The following is a 21,711-nucleotide window of genomic DNA, read 5'->3' on the forward strand; positions in this document are numbered from 1 at the left end:
GCCGATGATCGCCCCTATCGTCAACTGGGCGGTCCACAAGCGCTGGCTCGTCCTGCTGCTGACTGCCATTGTCGCCGTAATCGGCGGCGCTGCCTTATCTCGCCTGCCGATCGACGCGGTGCCGGACATCACCAACAATCAGGTCCAGATCAACGTCCGCGCGCCCGCGCTTTCGCCCGAACTGGTCGAGAAGCAGGTCTCGTTCCCGATCGAGACCGCGCTCGCCGGCATCCCGGGCCTGGAATACACCCGCTCGCTCAGCCGGAACGGTTTCTCGCAGATCACTGCGGTGTTCGACGAGAGCACGGATATCTACTTCGCGCGCCAGCAGGTGGGTGAGCGCTTGATTGGTGTGAAGGAAAGCCTGCCCCAAGGCGTCAATCCCGAGATGGGTCCGATCGCCACGGGACTGGGTGAGGTCTACATGTGGACCGTCCGCCTTGAGCATCGCAAGGACGACAAGCACGTCCCCGGTGAGCCCGGCATGCAGCCGGACGGGAGCTACATCACCCCCGAGGGCGAACGCCTGACCAACGACACCGACAAGGCGACGTACCTGCGTACCGCGCAGGACTGGATCGTCGCCCCGCTGCTCAAGAATACCAAGGGGCTTGCGGGCGTCGATTCCATCGGCGGCTATACCAAGCAGTTCCTTGTCGTGCCCGACGTTCAGCGCCTCGCCGCGATGAACCTGACCCTGACCGACCTTGCCACTGCGCTGGAGCGCAACAACACCAGCGTTGGCGGCGGGTTCGTCAACCGCAACGGCGAAGGCCTTGCCGTGCGCTCCGATGCGTTGGTGCGCAACGCGAACGAGCTGGAGAAGATCGTCGTTGCTGCGCGCGTGGGCGTGCCGATCACGCTGGGGCAAGTCGCCACGGTCAAGACCGGACAGGCAATACGCATGGGTTCGGCTTCCGAAAACGGCACAGAAGTCGTCGTCGGCACCGCAGTGATGCGCATTGGCGAGAATAGCCGCACGGTCGCGACGGCCGTGTCCGATCGTCTGCAGGAGATCAACGCCTCGCTACCGCCGGATGTCGTGGTGCAGCCGGTGCTGGATCGCACGGACCTCGTCAACTCGACGATCAAGACCGTCGCCAGGAACTTGGGCGAAGGTGCGTTGCTCGTCATTATCGTGTTGTTCGCGTTGTTGGGGAACTTCCGCGCGGCCCTGATTGCGGCGATGGTGATCCCCGTCACCATGCTGCTTACCAGCTTCGGCATGCTGAAGACCGGCGTTTCGGCCAATCTCATGAGTCTTGGCGCGTTGGACTTCGGCCTCATCGTCGACGGCGCTGTCATCATTGTCGAGAACGCCTTGCGACGTATCGCCGAGGAACAGCACTACAATCGCCGCCTGCTTTCCGTGCAGGAGCGGCTCGCCACCGTTGCTGCCGCCGCGCGCGAGATGATCCGACCTTCGGTCTATGGCCAGGCGATCATCATCCTCGTCTACGTGCCGCTGCTGACGCTCACCGGTGTCGAGGGCAAGACTTTCGTGCCGATGGCGCTGACGGTTATCATGGCGCTCGCTTTCGCCTTTGTGCTTTCGCTGACGGCGGTGCCGGCGGCGATCGCGATCTGGCTCTCCAACCGCGTGGAGGAGAAGGAGGGCCGTATCATGACCTGGCTCAAGGCGCGCTACGAGCCAGGTCTCGACAAGGCGATGGAGCGGCCGGCAATCACGGTCGGCGCGGGCGTCGTCGGTTTCCTGGTTGCCATCGCTGCGTTTCTCTCGCTGGGACAGGTGTTCCTGCCCCAACTCGACGAAGGAAACGTGCTGATCCAGGCGCTGCGCATTCCGGCCACTTCGGTCCAACAGAGCCAGGCGATGCAAGTACCGCTTGAACGGATGATGTCCAAGCAGCCGGAAGTGCAGTTCGTTTTCTCGAAGACGGGCACCGCCGAACTCGCGGCCGATCCGATGCCCCCAAACGCCACCGACATGTTCGTGATCCTGAAGCCCCGCGACCAATGGCCGAACAGCAGTCTGACCAAGGACGAACTCGTCGAGCGTTTCGAAAAGGATCTGAACAACTTCCCGGGCAACGCCTACGAGATCACGCAGCCCATCCAGATGCGCTTCAACGAACTGATCGCGGGCGTGCGCGGCGACATTGCGGTGAAGGTCTTCGGTGACGACTTCAACGCCATGAATGCCACGGCCGAAAAGATCGCCGGAGTGCTGCGCCGCACCGAAGGCGCGACGGACGTGAAGGTGGAACAGACCACGGGCCTGCCCATGCTCGACATTCGCGTCAACCGCGATGCCATGTCGCGTCTGGGCGTGACTGCGCAGGACGTGCAGGACGTCGTCACCGCCACGCTGGGCGGGCGCGAGGCCGGCACGATCTACGAGGGCGATCGCCGTTTCCCGGTGGTGATCCGCCTGTCCGAAGCACAGCGCGCCGACATCGGCCTGCTCCGGCAAGTGCAGGTGCCGATCGCCGGAGGCGGGTTCGTCCCGCTCGCGGGCGTCGCGGATATCAGCATCGTCGATGGTCCCAACCAGATCAGCCGCGAGAACGGCAAGCGCCGCGTGGTGGTCCAGGCCAATGTGCGCGGCCGCGATGTCGGCAGCGTGGTCGAGGACGCTCAGGCGGCTATTGCCAGCGAAGTCCGTCTGCCGCCGGGCAGCTACCTGGAATGGGGCGGGCAGTTCGAGAACCTCGCTTCGGCGCGGGACCGCCTTCAACTGGTGATCCCGGCCTGTTTCGTGCTGATCCTGCTGCTGCTCTATGGCGCACTGGGATCGGTCAAGGAGGCTGCGATCGTCTTTACAGGCGTGCCCCTGGCACTGGTTGGCGGCGTCCTGGCGTTGTTCCTGCGCGGCATGGACTTCTCGATCTCCGCCGCCGTCGGCTTCATCGCGCTCTCTGGGATCGCGGTGCTCAACGGGCTGGTCATGGTGTCCTCGATCCAGGACCTCATGCGCAAGGGCATGGAACGGGCCGAGGCTGCTCGTACCGGCGCCATCCAGCGCCTGCGCCCGGTGGTGATGACGGCGCTGGTCGCAAGCCTTGGCTTCGTGCCGATGGCGCTGGGCACTGGCGCAGGTGCGGAAGTGCAGAAGCCGCTGGCGACTGTGGTAATCGGCGGCCTGATCTCGGCCACGCTGCTGACGCTGTTCGTCTTGCCGACGCTCTATGCCCGCTATGGGCGGGAGCAACTGCCGGGCCAGGAAAACCTCGACGAGCCGCAGCATCCGATCGACAGTGACGGTGAGCCTAAAACACAGCACTGAAGTACCGGGGAAGGCTGTGCCACAGCCTTCCCCCATCGGACGTACGTGGGAAATGACGGATGATATGGTAAGTGAAGTACTTCCACAGATAACAGCAATCACTGCATTCAGTGCGCGTCCTGCAGCGCTTCTCGGCCCCGTCCTATGGCTTGCGAACTGTTCTGGTCCGACCGGACCGCTGCTTGACTTTGATTTTCCGGCCGAGGGGCCACGCTTCAACTGTCTCAAGTCCCCGGCGGCTCTATAGAGCGTAGCACATTCTCTTCAGAAACCAGCAGATCGTGAGTTTTGGGCGAGATAGTCCGGGATATGGAAAGTCACTAATTGATGACTATCGATGTCTCGTGCGTCATTTCGCGAATGCTATGTGCCGCAAAGGCAAATCGAAACTGAACGAGAGCCGGGAAATGTGCCGGCCTAGTTCCAGAAAAGTGACTTCCTGCCTGATCTTGCCCGTTTTTTCCAAAGTTCGAGATACATCCACAATCCCGAAACGGACAGGAAGATGAGCGACAGTCCTGCCAAGAGGTCGAGCAAACGCGCGGGCAGGCCGAACAATTCGCCGGAATGGAAATGCTTCATCCACTCGTGGACATCGGTTCCGAACGGAAAGGCGGATTTGGGATAGAGCGGGGAGCTTAGGCCTTGTTCCTGCCCAGTCGCGGCATTGTAGACGCGCTGGCGGGTCGGCACGGTCGCGGCGACGACGGCACCTTCGGCTTGTCCATACCACACACGGGCCCGAATTGCGCGGATCTGCGTTCCCGGTTCGTCCGCCCTGAAGGCTCGTATTGTGCTTCGGGCCACGCCGAGTGCCTGGGCATCCGTGATCGCCAGTGTTTCACGCGGCGGCTTATGGCGATTGAAGGTGGCGTACGTGCTTTCGAAGCCGATCCATGTACCGCTGAAGGCGACCAGAATGAGCAGCACTGAAGCTGCGACGGAGACGCCGCGATGCAATGATCGCCAAGTGTCGGAATTCATCCAGAACAGGTTTGGTCGCTTGATCTTGCGACGCTGCTTGAGAAGACGAAAGTACATCGTCAGCCCGGTGACGATAAGAACCCACATTGCGATGCCGGAGAGAAGTTCAAGGTAGACGCCCGGGATATCGCGCAGGCCAAAGAAACCCGGACCCCAGAAGCGGTGCCACTGTTTCAGAGTCTGGCGCAGCGACTGGGCGGGATAGGCCCCGCGCACATCGCTGCCCTCGATCTGCTGCCCGTTACTGATATCGAACGCCAACGCCGAGAGCGGCGTACCCTGCCGACGCGGGTCAGCCGGCGCATTCGGATCGGCATAGGCGACCTGACCGGCAACTTTGCCCCCGATCACGCGCAATTCCACGAACGCGGCTGTCGCTTCCGGCCGAACTTTATGAAACCGGGCCAGGGCGACCGAAAAGCCCTTCGTCACGTCAACATTGTCGGGCAGCGCGGCAGCGTTCCAGTCCGCGACCGTGACGGCCGAATAGAAGCCGTTCCCAAACCTCCCTTCGTTCACGGACTGCATTGTCGGGTCGCTTTCCGCCTTGCCAGTCAGGATCGCGGTCATGTCGAGCGTCTGGATCAGAGTACCCGTTACGCCGATGTAAAGCAGGAACAGGCAGGCGATGAGTGAGAGCACGCGGTGAACGGTCCGCATTTCGAGCGGTCGGCTCTTGCGCTTGGCTGCGGCGGCTGGGCGATTCTGGCTGGGTACTTCGGAACCAGCGTGGTTTACGTCAGGCACAGGCCTTACTCCCCTTTCACGATGCGCGGCGCCGCGAGAAGGCTGCGCCGCGCAAAGCTGGTTTGTCGTGCTATTGATGGGTGGTTGTGCAGTCGATGGACGTGGCCGTTGCGGTGCACCACCTCATATAGCCCGGCTTGTAGAACTTGGCGCCGGGCCAGTTTTCAAGCGCGGCAGGGGCGGGGTGGGCCGCGCCCTTTACGTAATTGGCGTCGCTTCTGATGTCGCCTTTGCCGGTATAGCGGGCAAGATAGGGGTACGGGTAAATGGGGCGGGTCAGATCAGGCGTCCTGGCAGCGGCTTCGGCTGGATCGGCGCCCTGCGCCATGCCGGACCCGCGAGAAACATGCGCACCCGCCAGTGCCCCCGGTGCAATACCACGTTCCACCCAAAGCATTAACGGTTCCAGCAGGTTGCTGATGACGGGGCCGTCACCGCCACCGCAATGATAGACCCCCGGAAGGACGTAGAAACGCGCGAAGCCCTCAACCGCCTTGGGACCCATCTGACGCTGGAGCGCCTCGTAATAGAGTACCGATTGGTGGACCATAACATTGGTATCGGCCAGTGCCATCCAGAGGATCAGCTTGTGGCCGGACTTTGCAAAGCCGGAAAGGTCGGGGTTGGTCCCGTCATGTAGATAGCTGTATTTTGTGGTTGCCTCGAAAGTTGCGTGATCGAATGTCAGATCCTTCAGCTTCCAAGATACCGGTAGAGCGGGGAGGCTGTAGTGCGAGCGAATTGCCTTTTCCGTGCCTTTACGGGCCTCCTCCTGTCCATTGAAGCGACCGCCGCCGGGAACGATCGTGGCGGTCCACGCAAGCTCCGATCCCGGCAGAACACCGCCGGGCGTCAGCTTGTTACCCTCCTTATCGTGCGCTCCGCGATAGATTTCCTCGACAACGTGGATCTGAGGTGGGGTCAAGCATGTCGTCGGATCCTGTCCGGGATTGCATTTCAGGGCGGTGACGTCGGGATGGCAGGCATAGGGGAGCGAGACTATATCGTCCTTCACGCCGTCAGCCGCGTCGCACTGATCCAGCACTGCCTTGTGCAGGATCGGCAGTTTGTCGGCAGTCAGGATTGCTTGCCCATCGGCTCCCGTGTTGGCCATGACGTTCCAGGCCGTGAACAGTCCGTTGTTGACCGTCGTGTTGATGGGCGGGCAGCCAGCGCCGATGCCGTCGAAGTCCTGCGGGAAGCGCTCGGCCTCGATCATGCCCTCTCGGCCAGGGTTCGAGCAGGCATTATAGTACGAAAAGCGTGCCGCCTGGCCGTAGAACCGGCCAATCAATGCCTTGGCTGCCAGGACCTGAAGGTGCATGCCGCGGTACCCGGCATTGACCTGACCGCGATAGTCATTCGCCAGCAGGTCTTCGTTTTCCCGGCGTCCCAGATCCTCCCACGACACAGTGGCGAAGCGATCCAGCTTCATTCCGGTCGCGGTTTGCGCGCCGGGGCCACCGCCGAATAGAAGCCGCTGGTTCCATGCTGTCGTGGGGAGGTGAAGCTCGAAATGCGCATAGTTGTCGATGGACACTTTGACCGCGCAATAAGGGCTCGCGGCATGATCGTCGACGACCTCCGCCGAAACGACATGCGTGGGCGCCCCGGCTGCGCGCGAGACGTCTGCCGACAGAAGCGAGCCGCATTCAGACCTGGGCGCGATCGTTTGAAGGTTCAACGGCTGAACCATCGACGCCGCCTTACCGGAGGGCGCGGCCTGATCCGCATATGTGACCTGAGTGGAAAGCAGTATCAGAGGCACGACCCCCAGCACCGCGCCAAGACTGAAAGCCTGGCGAAACTTCATCATCTTTCTCCCATCGATGGTTTATCGTGCGGCGCTTGCCGGGGTGAATGTGTATTGCCAGGACCAGCGCTGCTCAGCGCCTGGAGCGACATGGATGGCGGTAAATGGCTCCACTGCGACAGCGCGGCGGATGGACCACAGGACTGTCCGAACGAGCGGCGTATCCGTTTGCATGGTGATGGTTGCGCCGTTGGCGCCGGTTATTCGAAACGGGCCCGGAATTTTGTCCGCCGCGCCTTGCTGGGCCGGGAGTTGGAGGCGATCGCCGGGTGCCAAAATTGCGCCATAGCGAAGTGTATCTCCATCGATGCGTGCAAGGTCGGGAGCGGATACGGCCCCGGTTATGGAGAACGGGAAACGCACGCTTACACCTGGACCGATGTCGGCATCGTCGAACCGGGCGAGATTGTGGTTGTAGATTTGCGTATCGATCGGTCGGCGGCCGATATTGCGCAAGCGGTGCGCAATCGTCATGATGCCGCCGGGCGAGAGAGCTATGGTCTTTTCGTATTCGTAGCCGAATCCTGTCGCATCGGCCCGAAGACGATGGATGAAGGTGATCCGGTTCTTAGAGTGCTGGACGCTCCAGTGCCCACCGTCCACGATCGTATAGGCCCGGAAATGATCGTACGGCTCGAGATCGTCCTTTCGCAGGCGTCCCACCCCAATCTTGATGAAGGTTCCGCCGACAGGGGCAGCATTGTAGCCGGGAACGGTTTCGCCATCGCGGTTTGCGAACTCCTCGGCAGGGCCCGTCGCAGCGTTGGACGGATTGACCACAACGCCGCCCGGTAAGTCGATGAAATCATGGATCGTAGGTGATACAGCGTTGTACCAGGGACCGTAGAAACGGGATCCGCTCATCGTGACGCTTGTGATCATCCCGGACCAATCAAATCGAGTTCCACGATAGAAGCCGTTCTTGGCATCGGGCAGGGCGATCCGAGCCCGCAATTCACCACTTTCAATGGTAACGCCGGGAGCCGCCTCGGGACGCGAAGCGATCGCCATGTCTGCAGGCAGTACCGGATGAGTATCCTGAGCATCGGCCGCCGAGGCGAGGAGCAACGTGACGGCGAAGGGGCCGCACAATCGCAGCGTGCGCCATTGGCGTCGTGATTTTGGCTGTGACAGGAAGATACCCATCATTTTCCTCTATTCCCTACGGACTCTCTGACGCTGCCCTTCTTCAGGTCGAGTTGGGGAGCGTACCGGGGCTGCGTTTGAGAAGCTGGGTAGGCGGGTTGCCCAAACCGAAAATGAACCGCACATCGTGAAAGGGCTGGGGCAGCAGCTCGAAACCTGCCGGCTTTTGCACGGAGCCTGAATTTTGCCCTGATCTTTTTCCTGCTGGCCGAGCATGATTGAGCGATGCCGAAACACTCGCCGGCTAGGGGCAGGAACCTTTCTCGGTGGCTAAGAGAGGGGATGTGTTTTCGATGGAGGTGTTGGGGGATTGGCAGAAATGTCCTGCAAAGCCAGTTTACCGAGCGCTGTGCCAAGCCTTGCTAGTGACACTCTTCCGATCACATCGCACGCACATCGAAGCTTGTGCGCGGCGAAAATGTTCAGGCAAACTGGACCAATAAAACATGTCGAATCGGGAGAGACGAATGCGTGTCCTGTTGGCCGAGGATGATCATGTTCTGTCGGGCAAGCTCGCTGACGTCCTGCGCTCCGAGAAATTTGCGGTCGATTTGGCGGTCAATGGTGAAGATGCCGCTCACTTGGGGGACACGGAGAGCTATGATGCCGCCGTGCTGGACCTTGGCCTGCCGGGGATCGACGGGTTGCGTGTGCTGGAGGAATGGCGCGCCGCGGGGCGTGGTTTTCCGGTGCTGATCCTGACGGCGCGCGATACCTGGACGGACAAAGTGGCGGGGTTCAAGGCCGGCGCCGATGACTATCTCACCAAGCCGTTCATCGCACACGAAGTGGTGCTGCGCCTGCGTGCCCTGATTCGCCGCTCGGCCGGGCACGCAACCACCGTGGTGCGCTGCGGACCGCTGACGCACGACACTCAATCCGGCAGCTTCGCTCTCGATAATGAGCCGCTCAAGCTGACCGCTTTCGAATGGCGCATTCTTTCCGCGCTTATCCTGCGCAAAGGCGTGGTCGTTCCTCGAGCCTCATTGTTCGAGCATGTCTACGAATATCACAACGATGTGGAATCGAACTCCGTGGAGGTCATCATTGGCCGGCTGCGACGGAAGATCGGGGCGTCGATGATTGAGACGGTGCGCGGGCATGGATATCGGCTGGTAGCAACCACGCAATGATGGGGCGCCTGTCGCTCCATGCCAGGATCGGCGTGATCGCGATGCTTTCGGCCCTGCTCACGCTGGCCGCCTGCGGCTATCTGCTGAAGTTCTGGGTCAGCCATGTCGTCAGCGAAAACGTCAACGATATGTTGGACGCGCAGGTCATGATGCTGCGCCGGGCGATCGGTCCGGACGGCACGCTCAGGCACGAAAAACTGCACTTCGTTCCCGAACTCTACAAGCCGCATACGCAATGGGGATGGTCGTTTTCCACGCCCGGCCATAGCGAAGGCGGGGGCACGCCGATCCGCGAGGTCACGCGGTTTCCCGGCTTGAACCAGTATGAGGACGGTATCTACAGCGCTCATGCGCAAAGTCCGTCCGGCCATCGACTGCACGCACGCCTGATGCCGCTCGACCTGGAACGCAACGGGCAGCGGGTTCCGGCCACGATCATGATCGCCGCGCCGGACGAACTTATCCAGGATCCGGAAAGCGAGGGTTTGCGCCTCGTCATCGGTTCGCTGGCGATCCTGGCGCTGTTCCTTGCCGGATCGAGCTTGCTGCTGGTTCATTTCGGCCTTCGTCCCGTGCGAACGCTTGGGCGCGATGTCGCCCGCGTGCGTGATGGTGATCTCGACCGCTTGCCGGAGGACGGTCAGCCGCGCGAGCTGTTGCCGCTGGTCAGCGAAGTGAACGCCCTGGTCGCCCAGAATGGTGAGCAATTGCGTCAGACCCGCCTGCATGTCGCCAATCTGGCCCACGGTTTGAAGGCACCGCTGGCGACGCTGGCCTTGGAATTGGAGACGGAAGGCGCGGGGATGACCAGCCGTGCCCTTGTCGCCCAGTTGGACAAGCGCATCGTTCATCACTTGCGCCGTGCGCGGGTTGCCGCCGCGGGCGTGGGCGACCGTGCGCGGGCGGACCTTGTGCCGGTTGGCCGCGACCTGGCCTTCACCATGGGGCGGCTTCACGGTGCGCGCGGCCTTGAGGTTGCGGTGGAGGCGCCGGACAGTTGCGAGGTGCCAATCGACCCAGAGGATTTGGACGAGATGCTTGGCAACCTGCTCGACAATGCCTGCCGTCTGGCTGGATCGATCGTACGCCTTTCCATCGCGGCGGAGGGTGCGATGGCGCGCGTTGCTGTAGAGGACGATGGGCCGGGCATCGCCCCACGCGACGTACCGGTGGCGCTCACCCCCGGCGTGCGGCTCGACGAGACCGGACAGGGCTTCGGCTTCGGGCTCGCCATCGTGCGCGAACTGGTGGAGCTTTATGGCGGAAGCCTGCAGCTTGGGCACTCCACCGAACTTGGCGGGCTTTGTGCGGTTTTACTGCTCCCACGGCGGGTATGAGAGGTGATGATTCAGGTTCGGTTTGGGTTGGCCTCGTAATCACCGCAATGAGGATCGGATCAGAGGGAAAATCTTTCGGTCCGGGCCAAAGAAAGAGCACAACGGGAGAGGCTCACATGACAGAGGAATGTACCGTAGGCGCCCGCTAGGCACCGTCGCCACGAAATCAGAAAACTGAGAGGGGCTACGAACACGTCGGTCATGGCCGGGCGTGCGCGGATACCTGCGCGTGGCAACCGAAAATCGACTGATTTGCGTACGCCTCGGCACGACCGGGGCCAGGCGGCGCCCACGATCGGGAGGCGCCGTCGCATTGGCGCATCCGATCGACACGCCCAAGAAAACCGGGCAAGCGATACAGGAGGGGAAATGAAGAACAGGCTATTCCATTCGGCAGCCGGCGGTGCATTGGCAATTGCACTGGCGCTGCCTGGTGCCGCCCACGCGCAGGACGCGGCGGCCAGCGATCAGGCGATCCAAGAGATCATCGTCACCGCCACCAAGACCGCGACCTCTGCCAACGATACGCCTATTGCGTTGAGCGTGATCGGCGCCAATCAGCTTGCAGAGCAGGGTGTCCACGGCGCAGCGGATCTTCAGAACATTGCGCCTTCGCTGAATGTCGGTAGCGCGGCGCACGGCGCCAGCATCACCATTCGCGGCGTCGGATCCACGGATACGACCAGCAAGGGCACGCAAGGCGTCAGCTTCAATATCGACGGCGTGCCTATCGGCCGCCCGCAGTTGATGAGCCTGGCGTTCCTCGACCTCGAACGCGTCGAAGTGCTGCGCGGTCCGCAAGGCACGCTCTACGGCAAAAGCAGCACCGGCGGCGCGATCAACCTGATCACCGCCAAGCCGAAGGACGAACTGGAAGCATCGGCCAGCTTCGAACTGGGCAACTACAACACCCGCCGCGGCGAGGCGATGATCAACGTGCCGGTCACGGATTTCTTCGCGATCCGCGCAGCGGCGGCCTTCAACAGCCGCGATGGCTTCATCAAGCCGGTGCTGGGCAACCCCGGAACGCTGAAGCCCGCGCGCGATCTGGACGATGAAGACAACTGGACCGCTCGCATCACCGGAAAGGTGGATTTCGGCGGCGGGTCCGATTTCATCCTGGCGGGCACCTTCGGCCATATTGGCGGTAACAACGCCACTAGCAGTGCGCTGTGGTTCCGGGTGAAGAACATGAGCACCAAGGACGCGCTCAAAGTCTTCTACAATCCCTACATCGGCAGTTCGGACGACAACTTTTACAATATTACCGGCATCCTCCATGTCGACGTCGGCCCGGTGCTGATGACCTACGAAGGATCGCACATCAAGTTCGATGCGCAGGACGTCTACAACCCCTCCGTCATCGATCCTTACGGCTCTACCGGCAACCCGTCGTACCTGTGGACCGACTATCGCGCCAATATCCGCAGCGATTCCCACGAGATCCGCTTCTCGAACTCCGCGCCAGGCCGCCTGACCTGGGTGGCGGGGATCAATTACTATGCCGAAAACATTCCCGAAAAGGACATGAACTGGCAGGTGCTGATCAAGGACGGCTGCCCGCAGCCCACGCTCGATCCGGCCTGCTACGTGCCCAATCCCGGCATCGTCGGCACCACCAAGCATGAAAGCATGGGCGTGTTCGGCCAGGCGAGCTTCGACCTGACCGACCAGATCCGTCTTACCGCTGGCGGCCGCTTTTCGGACGATTCCGTTTCGCGCACTTACACCATTGCGGCGGGCGATGCCCCTCCCGGCGGCTGGCTGGACCAGAACGGCAACCTCTGCGGCCCGCCGAACTACTGCGTCAACGGCACGGACAATTACGGCAAGCAATCCAGCAGCAAGTTCACCTGGCGGCTGGGCGTCGATTTCCGCCCCGCCCCGGACCAGTTGATCTACGCTTCGATCGCGACAGGCTACAAGCAAGGCGGCTTCAACGATGTCGATCCCGTGAACGGCGGCGTCGGCAAGTACGGGCCGGAATCGCTGACTGCCTATGAAATCGGCTACAAGGGCCGCATCGCGTCGAACCTGCAATACAACACGGCGGTCTATTATTACGATTACGCCAAGTATCAGCTCACCGGATCGACCTTCCTGACGCCCAGCGTCACTGGCGGCGCCCCGGTCGTGCTGATCTACACCACCAATCCGCCCGCCAAGTTCTACGGTTGGGAAAACGAGATCGAATGGCGGCCAACGCGCAACGACGATTTGAACCTGACTTTCGCTCTGGCGAATGGTGAGTTCGGCAAGGGCGCCAATGTCGGCTTCATCTATTCGAACCGGATCGACTGGTCGGGTAAACGACCGGACAGTCTGGCGACTTTCTCCGGCACCGCGTCCTGGGAGCACCGCTTCCCGCTGGCCAGTGGCGGCAATATCAAGGCCCGTGTAGGCACCAAGTTCTCCAACGGATACTACCTTTCCGACTTGGGCGGGCAGGGTAATCCGTTCACCGGCGAATACACCACTCTGCCCCAGCAGTACCGGCAAGGCGGCTTCACCCGCACGGACCTGACGCTGGGTTACACCTCCGAAAACGGGAAGCTGGATGTCACCGCCTTCGTGCGCAACGTGGAGAACAAGCTCCAGCTTGTCGGCGCGCCCAATGGCATGGGCACCGGTAACGACGATCAGGTCTTTGCCCGCATCGCCGATCCCCGCACGTACGGCGTGCGCCTCGGCGTGCGTTTCTAAACGCTCCGCACCTTCCCAGTTGGAGCGAACTCCCCGCCGGCCAGCACCTCTCTTGCCGGCGGGGCTTCTTATTCAAGGTCTGTCGGCCTTTCGAGCCTTAATGAGCAAGGGGGAGTTTTTATGTCTCATCGATTTTCGCGCAGCATTCGGCCGATGACTGCGGCGATACTGGGCATCTCTTTCGTGCTCGTCGCCAGCGGCGCGCAGGGGCAGGATGCTCCGATCAGGCGCAATACCACGCCGCCCAGCCCCCAGTCGATGCCGGGCGACTATTTCGATATTCCTCAAAGTGCGCAGCTCAAGGTTCCGCTTGGTCCACCCCCGGGCCCTAACCCGCAGGAACATCATGAGCCCGCCCGGCCGATATCAGGCATCGGCTTTAAGCTGGCCGCGATCGCTGCGCAGGCCGCCGAACAATCCTGCGCGCGCGACGGTTATGCGATTACAGTCGCGGTTGCCGACGCATCGGGCAATTTGAAGGCGGCACTTGCTGCCGATGGCACGCGCGACAACGGCATCTACATGGCGATGCACAAGACGGCGACGGTAGTTGCCTTCAAAATCCCTACCCTGGAACTTCGCGAGAGAATCGCAAAGGATCCTCGGCTGATCGAGCAGGTGACGCCCGCCATGTCCTTGCTTCCAGGTGGCGTGCCGATCATCAAGGATGGCCGATTTCTGGGCGCGATCGCTACCAGTGGCGCAAGCGCGCACGAAGAGGAAAAATGCGCGCGCGACGGAATCGCTGCGATCTTTGGCCAGTTGTGAGAGCGGGCCGCAGCGGTATCGGAGAAGGATGGAGACTGTGATGACTTTCCAAACGCCCAGACTGCCTTGTCGTCTGCCCACGACCGCACTGCTTCCGTGGGCCATGTGGGGTCTGTGACCCGCGCATGGCCGGGTCCTGCAGCTGGCGGCCGGGCGTGCAATACGCCGGACTTCCTGTGCCGTTGCCGGTCCATGACTGCCGCCGCCCATCCCAGCAAGAGCCGCCTGACATGAACCATTCTTCCACCCCACCGCCAATCGCCAGCGAAAGCCAGGCGGCGCCTGCACCTGCCCGAAAGAAGGGTAAGCGCATCGATATGCGCACCGTGCATCGAGCCGTCTCGCTCGTGGCAGTGCTGGTGATGCTGTATTTGGGCGTGACGGGCACATTGATCCAGGGACTGGATCTTGCCAGCATTCTGGCTGGCGCGCCCGAAACCAATCCGACGATGCAGTCGATCAATGAGGGGAAGTTCGGGAACGGCGATTTTTCGGCAGTGCTCCAAAGCGATTGGGGTGCCGGAGCGATGCCGGACAACATTGATGTTCAAGGCGCGCTGGGTAGGGCTCTGGCCTCGTTCCACCGCACTGTTCCGGGGCAGAAGCCGGCCTACGTGGAACTGCGTGTTGCGGGTCGACGGGCTATCGCACAAGTCGGTTACGTCGCCCCCTCAGAGGCGCCCGATCCGCACCAGATGGGGCCGCAGATCTTGGTTGCGGCCTTCGATCCCGTTACGGGCGCCTCGATGCCGAGCCTGTCGCCCAGGAGCGCAATACCCGGGCCATCGGCCCGGCAGTCGCTGAAGGAATGGCACCGATTATGGACGCGCCACGATGTGCCTGGCGTATATGTCGAATTCGCGGCGGGCTTGGCCATGTGCGTGCTCATCTACACCGGGCTGGTGATGTATTTCCGCCTGCTGCGGCAGCGCCGGAAGATGGGCCGGAACCAGCTCTTCTGGATGGCGGGCGAGACGATGCGGTCGCTGCATCGGGTTGTCTCTGTCGCTGCCGCGGTGCTGCTGATCCTTGTAGCGGCGAGCGGCACCTGGCTGGGGTTTGAGAGCAGCTGGCACACTTTCGTTACCCGTGCGGCACCCGTGGCACCCACGCCTCTTGTCGATTCCCAGGCTGAGCGCATAGCGCTGGCAGGTCTCGCCAGTTTCCGCGCAAGCGAACCTTCGACGCCGATCCGTGCCATCCGCGCCCGCATCTATGCCGGGCATGAGCAGGGCGTCATCGTCACTGCCGGTCCGGTTACGCGTCAGCGCGTGTTCGATACGGCTACGGGCAACGAAGTGGGCCTGAGTGAGAGCTATTATCCGGCCAGCGGCTTCCCGCTTGGGATGGACGTGCATGAATGGGTGAAGCACTTCCACTCGGGCTACCTCTTCGGCTTGCCTGCCCGGCTGCTGGATTTCGTTGCCGGCCTCGCCCTGGTGTTTCTGAGTGTCTCGGGACTGCTCATGTACATTGAGATGTACGGCCGTCGTGCTCGCTCGGGCCGCAAGGGAGTGTTCTGGAAATGAGCGGCGCCATGAAGCAACGGCTTCTTGCCGCTTGTGCAGGTCTTGCCGCTTTGGCTCTGCCGATGGCCGGCGCGCTGGCTCAGGATCGGATTGTCGCGGCGTCGCCCAATGGATCTGCGGCTGAACCGTCTTGTCCGCAAAACGACTGTCTTGCCCCGCAACTGGTCTATGTCGGAAAAGAAGGCGCCGGCGGGATCGACGCGGCGCGCTTCGACCCGAGGAGCGGCACGATTTCGGCGCTCGGCAGTGTAGCGGACATAGGGCGCCCAACCTGGCTGATGCCCAGTCCGCACCGGCAGGTGCTTTACGCGGCAAACGAAAGCGCAAACGGCGGCGACGGGCAAGGCGAAGTGCTCAGCTTTACTGCCGATCCAGCAGATGGGCATCTTTCGCTGCTCAGCCGCGTCGGTTCAGGAGGCGGATCGCCCCGGCATCTCGCGCTTGCCGGTATGCCGCCTACGATCTTCGTCGCCAATTTCGCCGCCGCGCAGGTGGCCGCGATCCCACTGCAAAAAGGCGGCGCGTTGCTTCCGCCAACCTCCGTCGTGACGGATAGCGGATCGGGCTCGCGTCTGTCTGAGCCTCATGCTCAGGCCGTTCTGGCCGATCGAGAGGGAAAGCATCTCTTCGTCGCAGACTTCGGCGCCGACCGGATATTCGTCTACCATATCGATGCCGACAGCCATTCGCTTAGCCCCTCCGCCCATCCCTTTGCCGCACTGCCGACGGGCTCGGGACCGCGCCGGCTCGCTTTCTCGGCAGATGGGCGCTTCGTCTATGTACTGACCGAGAAAGCCGCGCAGCTGGTGACCTTGGCCTGGGATGCGGTTCGGGAGGAACTGCGCGTGATCGGCTCTATCCCGATTGTGCACAGTGGCAAGCAAGCAGGTATCCACGCCGCCGAACTGGTGCTCGATCGAGACGGGCGCTTTGCCTATGTAACCAATCGCGGTGACGGCACCCTCGTCGTCTATGCGTTGGACCGGGGGACGGGAACGCCCCGCGAGATCCAACGGCTTGGATCCGCAGGGCGCGAACCCACCGCGTTGGCCATCGATACCACCGGTCGCTGGCTGCTGGTGGCAAGTGCTGCACCGGGATCGGTTTCTGTCTTCGCGCGCAATTCCGACACGGGATTGATCGAGCCCACTCCATCGCGGATCGCCGCGCCCCGTGCCGCCAGTCTGGCGATGCTGGTGCCGTGACCCACCCTGCCAAAGAGGGGAATTTCGCCATGAATTCGCGTTTCTTGCGCGTCGCGACGGGTCTTTCATCACGCTACCATCATGACGCCTTCGTCTATCCGGCTACCACTGCACGGGTGGGTGGTGACCTGATGGTCGCCTGCAGCCAGTTCAACCGTCGCGATGCAGGACAGGCCACCACGGCCTTCGAACTTTTGCGCATCCCCTTCGCGGCCATTGCGCGCGGCAACTGAACCGCGACGCGTCGCCATTCCCGCCTTTGCACAGGATCCGACCGACACCATGATTCCCTCTCGCATTTCCCGCCCGCTGGGCGCTCTCGCTCTCGCGCTGGCCCTCACCGGGACCTTGTCATTCACCAATTCAGCAGGCGCCCAAGGCATGTTCGACGGTCCTGTCGGCCAAGTGCAGATCGAGGGCGTGAAGACCAGCTATGTCAAATTGAGCGGCGGTTCGCCTGGCGTGCTCTACGAGCCGCTCAACCCAGGCCCTAAGGCGGCGATCGCTTTGTTCGTTATGCATGCCAGCGGTGACTATTTGACTTTCTCCGCATGCGGAGAACTGTCGAAACGTGGTTACAGGGTGCTCTGCGCCAACAATTCGTCGAGCAAGTCCGGCACGTTCGACGATGGCATCATGGACCGGGTGCTGCTGGAGATGAAGGCGGGCGTCGGGTTCCTCAAAAGCTATCCGGGTGTCAGCAAGGTCGTCCTGTTCGGTCATAGCGGCGGCGCCACGTTGATGACGGCTTATCAGATGATTGCTGAAGGCGGGGTGACTGCGTGCCAGGGGGGGCAGATGATCCACAAGTGTCCCTCCACACTGGCCGGCTTGCCCAAAGCTGATGGGGTGGTGTTGGCAGACGCCAATTGGGGGCAAGCCGAAATGACGCTGCTCAGCGTCGATCCGGCCGTGGTTTCGGACGACGACGGGATGAAACTCAATCCCGCGCTGGATATGTACAATCCGGCCAATGGCTACGACCCCAAAGGCTCACACTATTCCGAGGCGTTTCGCCGCAAGTTCCTTGCTGCCGAAGGCGCGCGCAACAATGCCCTGATCGACAGGGCGCAGGCACGTCTGGCGTTAATAGAGGCGGGCAAGGGGCACTACACCGATGACGAACCCTTTATCGTCGCCGGTGCGAGTTTCATCGGCAACCGATTGTTTTCCGAAGATAATGCGTTACTCGCTCGTTCACGGAAGGCTTGGCCGCTGGTTCATGCCGATGGGGCGATAACGACCGAAATTATCCATTCGGAGCGTGTTCCGGAAGGCCGCGGCGATCCCACCCGTACGATGGGGATGGGCGCGCTCAAGACGACGGTGAGGAACTTCTTGTCGAGCTATGCCGTCCGCGCGGGACAGGATTTCGACTATGATGCATCGGGCATACGCGGCGTCGAATGGCGCTCGACTTATGCAAGCCCCCCGGGGAACGTGGAAGGGATTTCGGTGCCGCTGCTGGCGCTTGGCATGACGGGCCACTGGGAAGGATTGGCCGCCGAAACGATCTATGAACACGCTGCCAGCAAGGACAAGGCCATCGCTTTCATCGAAGGCGCGACACATGTCTACACGCCTTGCGACAAGTGCATCAAACCGGCCGGCGCTTACGGTGATACTGTCAAGCTGACGTACGACTACGTGGACAACTGGATTTCCAAAGCGGGCAGGTTTGCAAACACCAATTGAGATCGCGCATGCCGTGCTGAGGTGTTTGGGCTCACAATGCGCAGCACCTTTAGGTCGTCTCTCGCTCGATCAGCTATTCGCCAGCGGCCGGAAGAGCTTCACATAAGCCAACCCGCCTTGAGCCGAAGCACGGCGACGATCGAGCGCGTCGTCGACTTCGCGATATCCAAGCGGCTTGGGCACGGAGCCGTGTCGACCGGAGCCGGGCCACAGATGATCGCTGCGGCTCGGTCCCCGTCTCTTCACTTGGTAGGCGTCCGAGGCTCGCCAGCGCGCCCAGGATCACCGACATCGCCGACGAAAAGGGCGGCCCTTGCAAAGACCGGATTTAATGATACGTTATATCATAACAAATCTCATCAAGGACCTCGCGTGAGCCAGATCGACGCCGCAACCGCTTCCTCAAAGCGTCTTCCCGTCACCGTCCTGTCGGGCTTCCTCGGCGCGGGCAAGACGACGCTGCTCAATCATGTCCTGTCCAACCGCGCGGGTATGCGCGTGGCGGTGATCGTCAACGACATGTCCGAAGTGAACATCGATGCCGATCTCGTGCGCGGCGGGGATGCGGCGCTTTCGCGCAGCGAGGAGAGCCTGGTGGAAATGACCAATGGCTGCATCTGCTGCACGCTACGGGACGATCTTCTGATCGAAGTGCGAAAACTGGCGGAGGAGGGCCGCTTCGACTATCTGCTGATCGAGAGCACCGGCATTTCCGAACCGCTTCCTGTGGCCAGCACTTTCACGTTTCGCGACGAAGCGGGCGTCTCGCTGTCCGATGTGGCCCGATTGGATACGATGGTGACCGTGGTGGACGCGGTGAACCTGTTGAAGGACTATTCCAGCCAGGATTTCCTGGCTGACCGGGGCGAGACGCTGGGCGACGACGACAGGCGCAGCCTGGTCGGCCTGCTCGTGGAGCAGGTCGAATTTGCCGATGTCGTGGTCGTCAACAAGGCCTCTTCGGTTGGCGCCGATCAGTTGGCCGTGGTAAAGAAGCTGATCGCCAGCCTGAACGCCGATGCCCGCATCATTGCCTGCGATCGGGGGCAGGTGCCGCTGGAGGCGATACTGGGCACGGGCCTCTATGACGAGGAGAAGTCCGCCCGCCATCCGCTCTGGGCCAAGGAACTCTACGGTTATGCCGATCACCGCCCGGAAAGCGAGGAATACGGGATCGAGAGCTTCGTCTATCGCGCCCGCGCGCCCTTCGAGCCGGCGCGGCTGCATCGTCTGCTGACGGGAGACGGGCTGGACCGCGTCGTTCGCGCCAAGGGGCATTTCTGGCTGGCGACAAGGCCAGATTGGGTCGGCGAACTGGCGGTTGCGGGCAGCGAAACGCAGACGGCGCGGATGGGCCGCTGGTGGGCCAGCGTGCCCAAGCATCTGTGGCCGGATGATGAACGCTTCGAGAATTTCGTGATGCAGCACTGGGACGAGACCTGGGGAGACCGGCGACAGGAACTGGTCTTCATCGGCATCGGCATGAACGAGGCGCGCATTCGCTCTGCGCTGGACGCGTGCCTGCTGCCGGCGCGCGAATTCGTGCCGGCAACATGGTCGCACCTTGCCGACCCCTTTCCGCACTGGGGCGAGCCGGCGCTGGCAGAGGCGGCGCAGTGACCGTTCCGCCAACGCTGACGCATGGCGTCGCCATGGCCCGCGGACCCGATGTGCTTGCGGAAATCCTCGACGCGCCGATACATCTGGCGCTCTGGCAAACGCGGCGCCCTCCTGAACTTGCCTGGTTGGATGCCCTCGATTGGGATTCGCTGGACGACGTTGCCGTCGCGATGGATTGTGATGCGCCGCGGGACGGCTGGCTCGAAGCGTTGACCGAGGCCGGCTATCCGGCCGGTGTTCGCACAGCCATCCTCGCGGGAGAGATCGCCGCACTCGCCATTCGCTTCGCAGCCATCATGGCTTGCAGGCAAGTTCGGATCCGGTTGGAAGTCGTCGAAACCGATGCCTGCCGCAAGTTCCACGCCGATCATGTGACCGCGCGCCTGCTGACGACGCTGCACGGGCAGGGCACGCAGTGGATCGAGACTATCTGCCCGGATCGGATCAGGCAGATGGAAGTGGGCGAGGTCGCCATCTTCAAGGGCCGCATCTGGGCGGAGGAGCCGGCCGTGCTCCATCGTTCACCGCCGATCGGGCAGACGGGCGAGACGCGCTTGCTGCTGGTGATCGATCCGCATCCGAACGATGGAGGCGGGGCATGAGCGCTGTGTTGAGCGGGGCGGCAGGGCTGATCCCGGTCTCGGTGCTCACCGGATTTCTCGGCAGCGGCAAGACGACGGTGGTGAACCGGCTAGTCCGCGCGCCCGAAATGCGCCGTGCGCTGGTGATCATCAACGAATTCGGCGCAGTTGGCCTCGATCACGACCTCATCGCGCGCTCCAGCGAGGATCTGGTGGTGGAGATGATGGGCGGCTGCCTGTGCTGCACGATCCGGGGCGATCTTTTGGCCACGCTGCGTGACGCGCCGTGGCGCTTCGCGCGTGAGGGCACCTGCTGGTTCGACCGCGTGGTGATCGAGACGACCGGGCTGGCCGATCCGGCGCCGATCCTGCACACGCTGATGACCGATCCGATGCTCGCCACCGTCTATCGGCTGGACAGCGTGATCGCGACGGTTGACGCCGCCAATGGCATGGCGACGCTCGACCGGCAGGAGGAAGCAGTGAAGCAGGCAGCGGTCGCGGACCAAATCCTGCTGACCAAGATCGATCTGGTTGGCGACGGCGAGCGCTCCGCCATTGAGGCGCGACTGCGCGCGCTGAACCCGGCCGCGACGATCGTGCCGACGCGCGACGGGGCCGTGGACCCCGGCGACCTTTTCGGCGCAGGGCTGTTCGATCCGGCCGCCAAGAGCGCGGACGTACGCCGCTGGCTCAATGCCGAAGCCTACGATAGTCATGGTCATAGTCACGGGCACGGGCATCATCATGACGTGAACCGCCACGACGACCGCATCCGCGCGACTTGCCTGACAATCGACGCGCCGTTGCCAGCCGCTGCTTTCGAACGCTGGATCGACATCCTGACGATGTTCAAGGGCCCCGACATCTTGCGGGTCAAAGGGATCCTGCATGTCGAAGGAGAACCGCATCCGGTGGCGATCCACGGCGTGCAGCACATCTTCCATCCGCCGGTGGTGCTGGCCGAATGGCCCGGACATGACCGGCGCACGCGGCTGGTCTTCATTACCCGCGATATCGATGCCGATGAACTGCGCTCCACGTTGGCCCTGATGACCGATGGGTTCGATCGTTTCGTGCTCGACGGCGCGGAGCAGGATGGCCCCTTCGGCAATTCGCTGGCTCAGGGCGGAAGCCTGCTTTCGGCGATCTGAAGTCTTCGGACCATGAGGCCCGGCATCATTACTGAACGGACATTTCCCC

General features: G+C 62.4%; 15 protein-coding genes. 12 read left to right on the forward strand and 3 right to left on the reverse strand.

What is annotated here, in order from left to right; translation table 11 throughout:
- The first annotated feature begins 4 nt into the window (after window positions 1-4).
- The gene (locus tag WBP07_RS29425; protein ID WP_395396776.1) at window positions 5-3,247 is read left to right on the forward strand and encodes an efflux RND transporter permease subunit; all 3,243 of its coding nucleotides are present in this window, start codon (window positions 5-7) and stop codon (window positions 3,245-3,247) included.
- A gap of 417 nt (window positions 3,248-3,664) precedes the next feature.
- On the opposite strand, the gene WBP07_RS29430 is transcribed toward WBP07_RS29425, so the two are convergent.
- From WBP07_RS29430 to WBP07_RS29440, 3 genes are all read right to left on the reverse strand, one after another.
- Window positions 3,665-4,891, reverse strand: coding sequence for a PepSY domain-containing protein (locus WBP07_RS29430; protein WP_395398274.1), 1,227 nt, complete (start codon window positions 4,889-4,891; stop codon window positions 3,665-3,667).
- 157 nt (window positions 4,892-5,048) lie between these two features.
- Window positions 5,049-6,794 carry a tannase/feruloyl esterase family alpha/beta hydrolase gene (locus WBP07_RS29435; RefSeq protein WP_395396777.1) on the reverse strand — a complete coding sequence of 582 codons (1,746 nt, stop codon included), beginning with the start codon at window positions 6,792-6,794 and terminating at the stop codon, window positions 5,049-5,051.
- 18 nt (window positions 6,795-6,812) lie between these two features.
- The gene (locus WBP07_RS29440) at window positions 6,813-7,940 is read right to left on the reverse strand and encodes a hypothetical protein (RefSeq protein WP_395396778.1); all 1,128 of its coding nucleotides are present in this window, start codon (window positions 7,938-7,940) and stop codon (window positions 6,813-6,815) included.
- 464 nt (window positions 7,941-8,404) lie between these two features.
- Here WBP07_RS29440 and WBP07_RS29445 point away from each other — a divergent pair, with 464 nt between their 5' ends.
- From WBP07_RS29445 to WBP07_RS29495, 11 genes are all read left to right on the forward strand, one after another.
- A complete protein-coding gene (locus tag WBP07_RS29445; protein WP_395396779.1) occupies window positions 8,405-9,070 on the forward strand; it encodes a response regulator in 666 nt (221 codons plus the stop codon).
- Complete coding sequence (locus tag WBP07_RS29450) at window positions 9,067-10,407, forward strand: sensor histidine kinase (protein WP_395396780.1); 1,341 nt, start codon at window positions 9,067-9,069, stop codon at window positions 10,405-10,407. The genes WBP07_RS29445 and WBP07_RS29450 overlap by 4 nt, the downstream gene beginning before the upstream one ends.
- A gap of 369 nt (window positions 10,408-10,776) precedes the next feature.
- On the forward strand, window positions 10,777-13,110 hold the full coding sequence (locus WBP07_RS29455) for a TonB-dependent receptor (protein WP_395396781.1): 2,334 nt from the start codon (window positions 10,777-10,779) through the stop codon (window positions 13,108-13,110).
- 258 nt (window positions 13,111-13,368) lie between these two features.
- Window positions 13,369-13,878, forward strand: coding sequence for a heme-binding protein (locus tag WBP07_RS29460; protein WP_395396782.1), 510 nt, complete (start codon window positions 13,369-13,371; stop codon window positions 13,876-13,878).
- A gap of 230 nt (window positions 13,879-14,108) precedes the next feature.
- Complete coding sequence (locus tag WBP07_RS29465) at window positions 14,109-15,407, forward strand: PepSY-associated TM helix domain-containing protein (RefSeq protein ID WP_395396783.1); 1,299 nt, start codon at window positions 14,109-14,111, stop codon at window positions 15,405-15,407.
- A gap of 8 nt (window positions 15,408-15,415) precedes the next feature.
- Complete coding sequence (locus tag WBP07_RS29470; protein ID WP_395396784.1) at window positions 15,416-16,612, forward strand: lactonase family protein; 1,197 nt, start codon at window positions 15,416-15,418, stop codon at window positions 16,610-16,612.
- Between the two features lie 29 nt (window positions 16,613-16,641).
- Window positions 16,642-16,845, forward strand: a complete 204-nt coding sequence (locus WBP07_RS29475; protein ID WP_395396785.1) for a hypothetical protein — start codon at window positions 16,642-16,644, stop codon at window positions 16,843-16,845.
- Window positions 16,846-16,993: 148 nt separating this feature from the next.
- On the forward strand, window positions 16,994-18,307 hold the full coding sequence (locus WBP07_RS29480) for an alpha/beta hydrolase (protein ID WP_395396786.1): 1,314 nt from the start codon (window positions 16,994-16,996) through the stop codon (window positions 18,305-18,307).
- A gap of 372 nt (window positions 18,308-18,679) precedes the next feature.
- Window positions 18,680-19,927 (forward strand): GTP-binding protein, encoded by a 1,248-nt coding sequence (locus WBP07_RS29485; RefSeq protein WP_395396787.1) that lies wholly within the window; start codon window positions 18,680-18,682, stop codon window positions 19,925-19,927.
- Window positions 19,924-20,529 (forward strand): DUF1826 domain-containing protein, encoded by a 606-nt coding sequence (locus WBP07_RS29490; protein ID WP_395396788.1) that lies wholly within the window; start codon window positions 19,924-19,926, stop codon window positions 20,527-20,529. Before WBP07_RS29485 ends, WBP07_RS29490 begins: the two co-directional genes overlap by 4 nt.
- On the forward strand, window positions 20,526-21,662 hold the full coding sequence (locus WBP07_RS29495) for a CobW family GTP-binding protein (protein ID WP_395396789.1): 1,137 nt from the start codon (window positions 20,526-20,528) through the stop codon (window positions 21,660-21,662). The genes WBP07_RS29490 and WBP07_RS29495 overlap by 4 nt, the downstream gene beginning before the upstream one ends.
- Window positions 21,663-21,711 lie beyond the last annotated feature (49 nt).

It is taken from the genome of Novosphingobium oxfordense, assembly GCF_044029435.1.
Lineage (GTDB): Bacteria > Pseudomonadota > Alphaproteobacteria > Sphingomonadales > Sphingomonadaceae > Novosphingobium.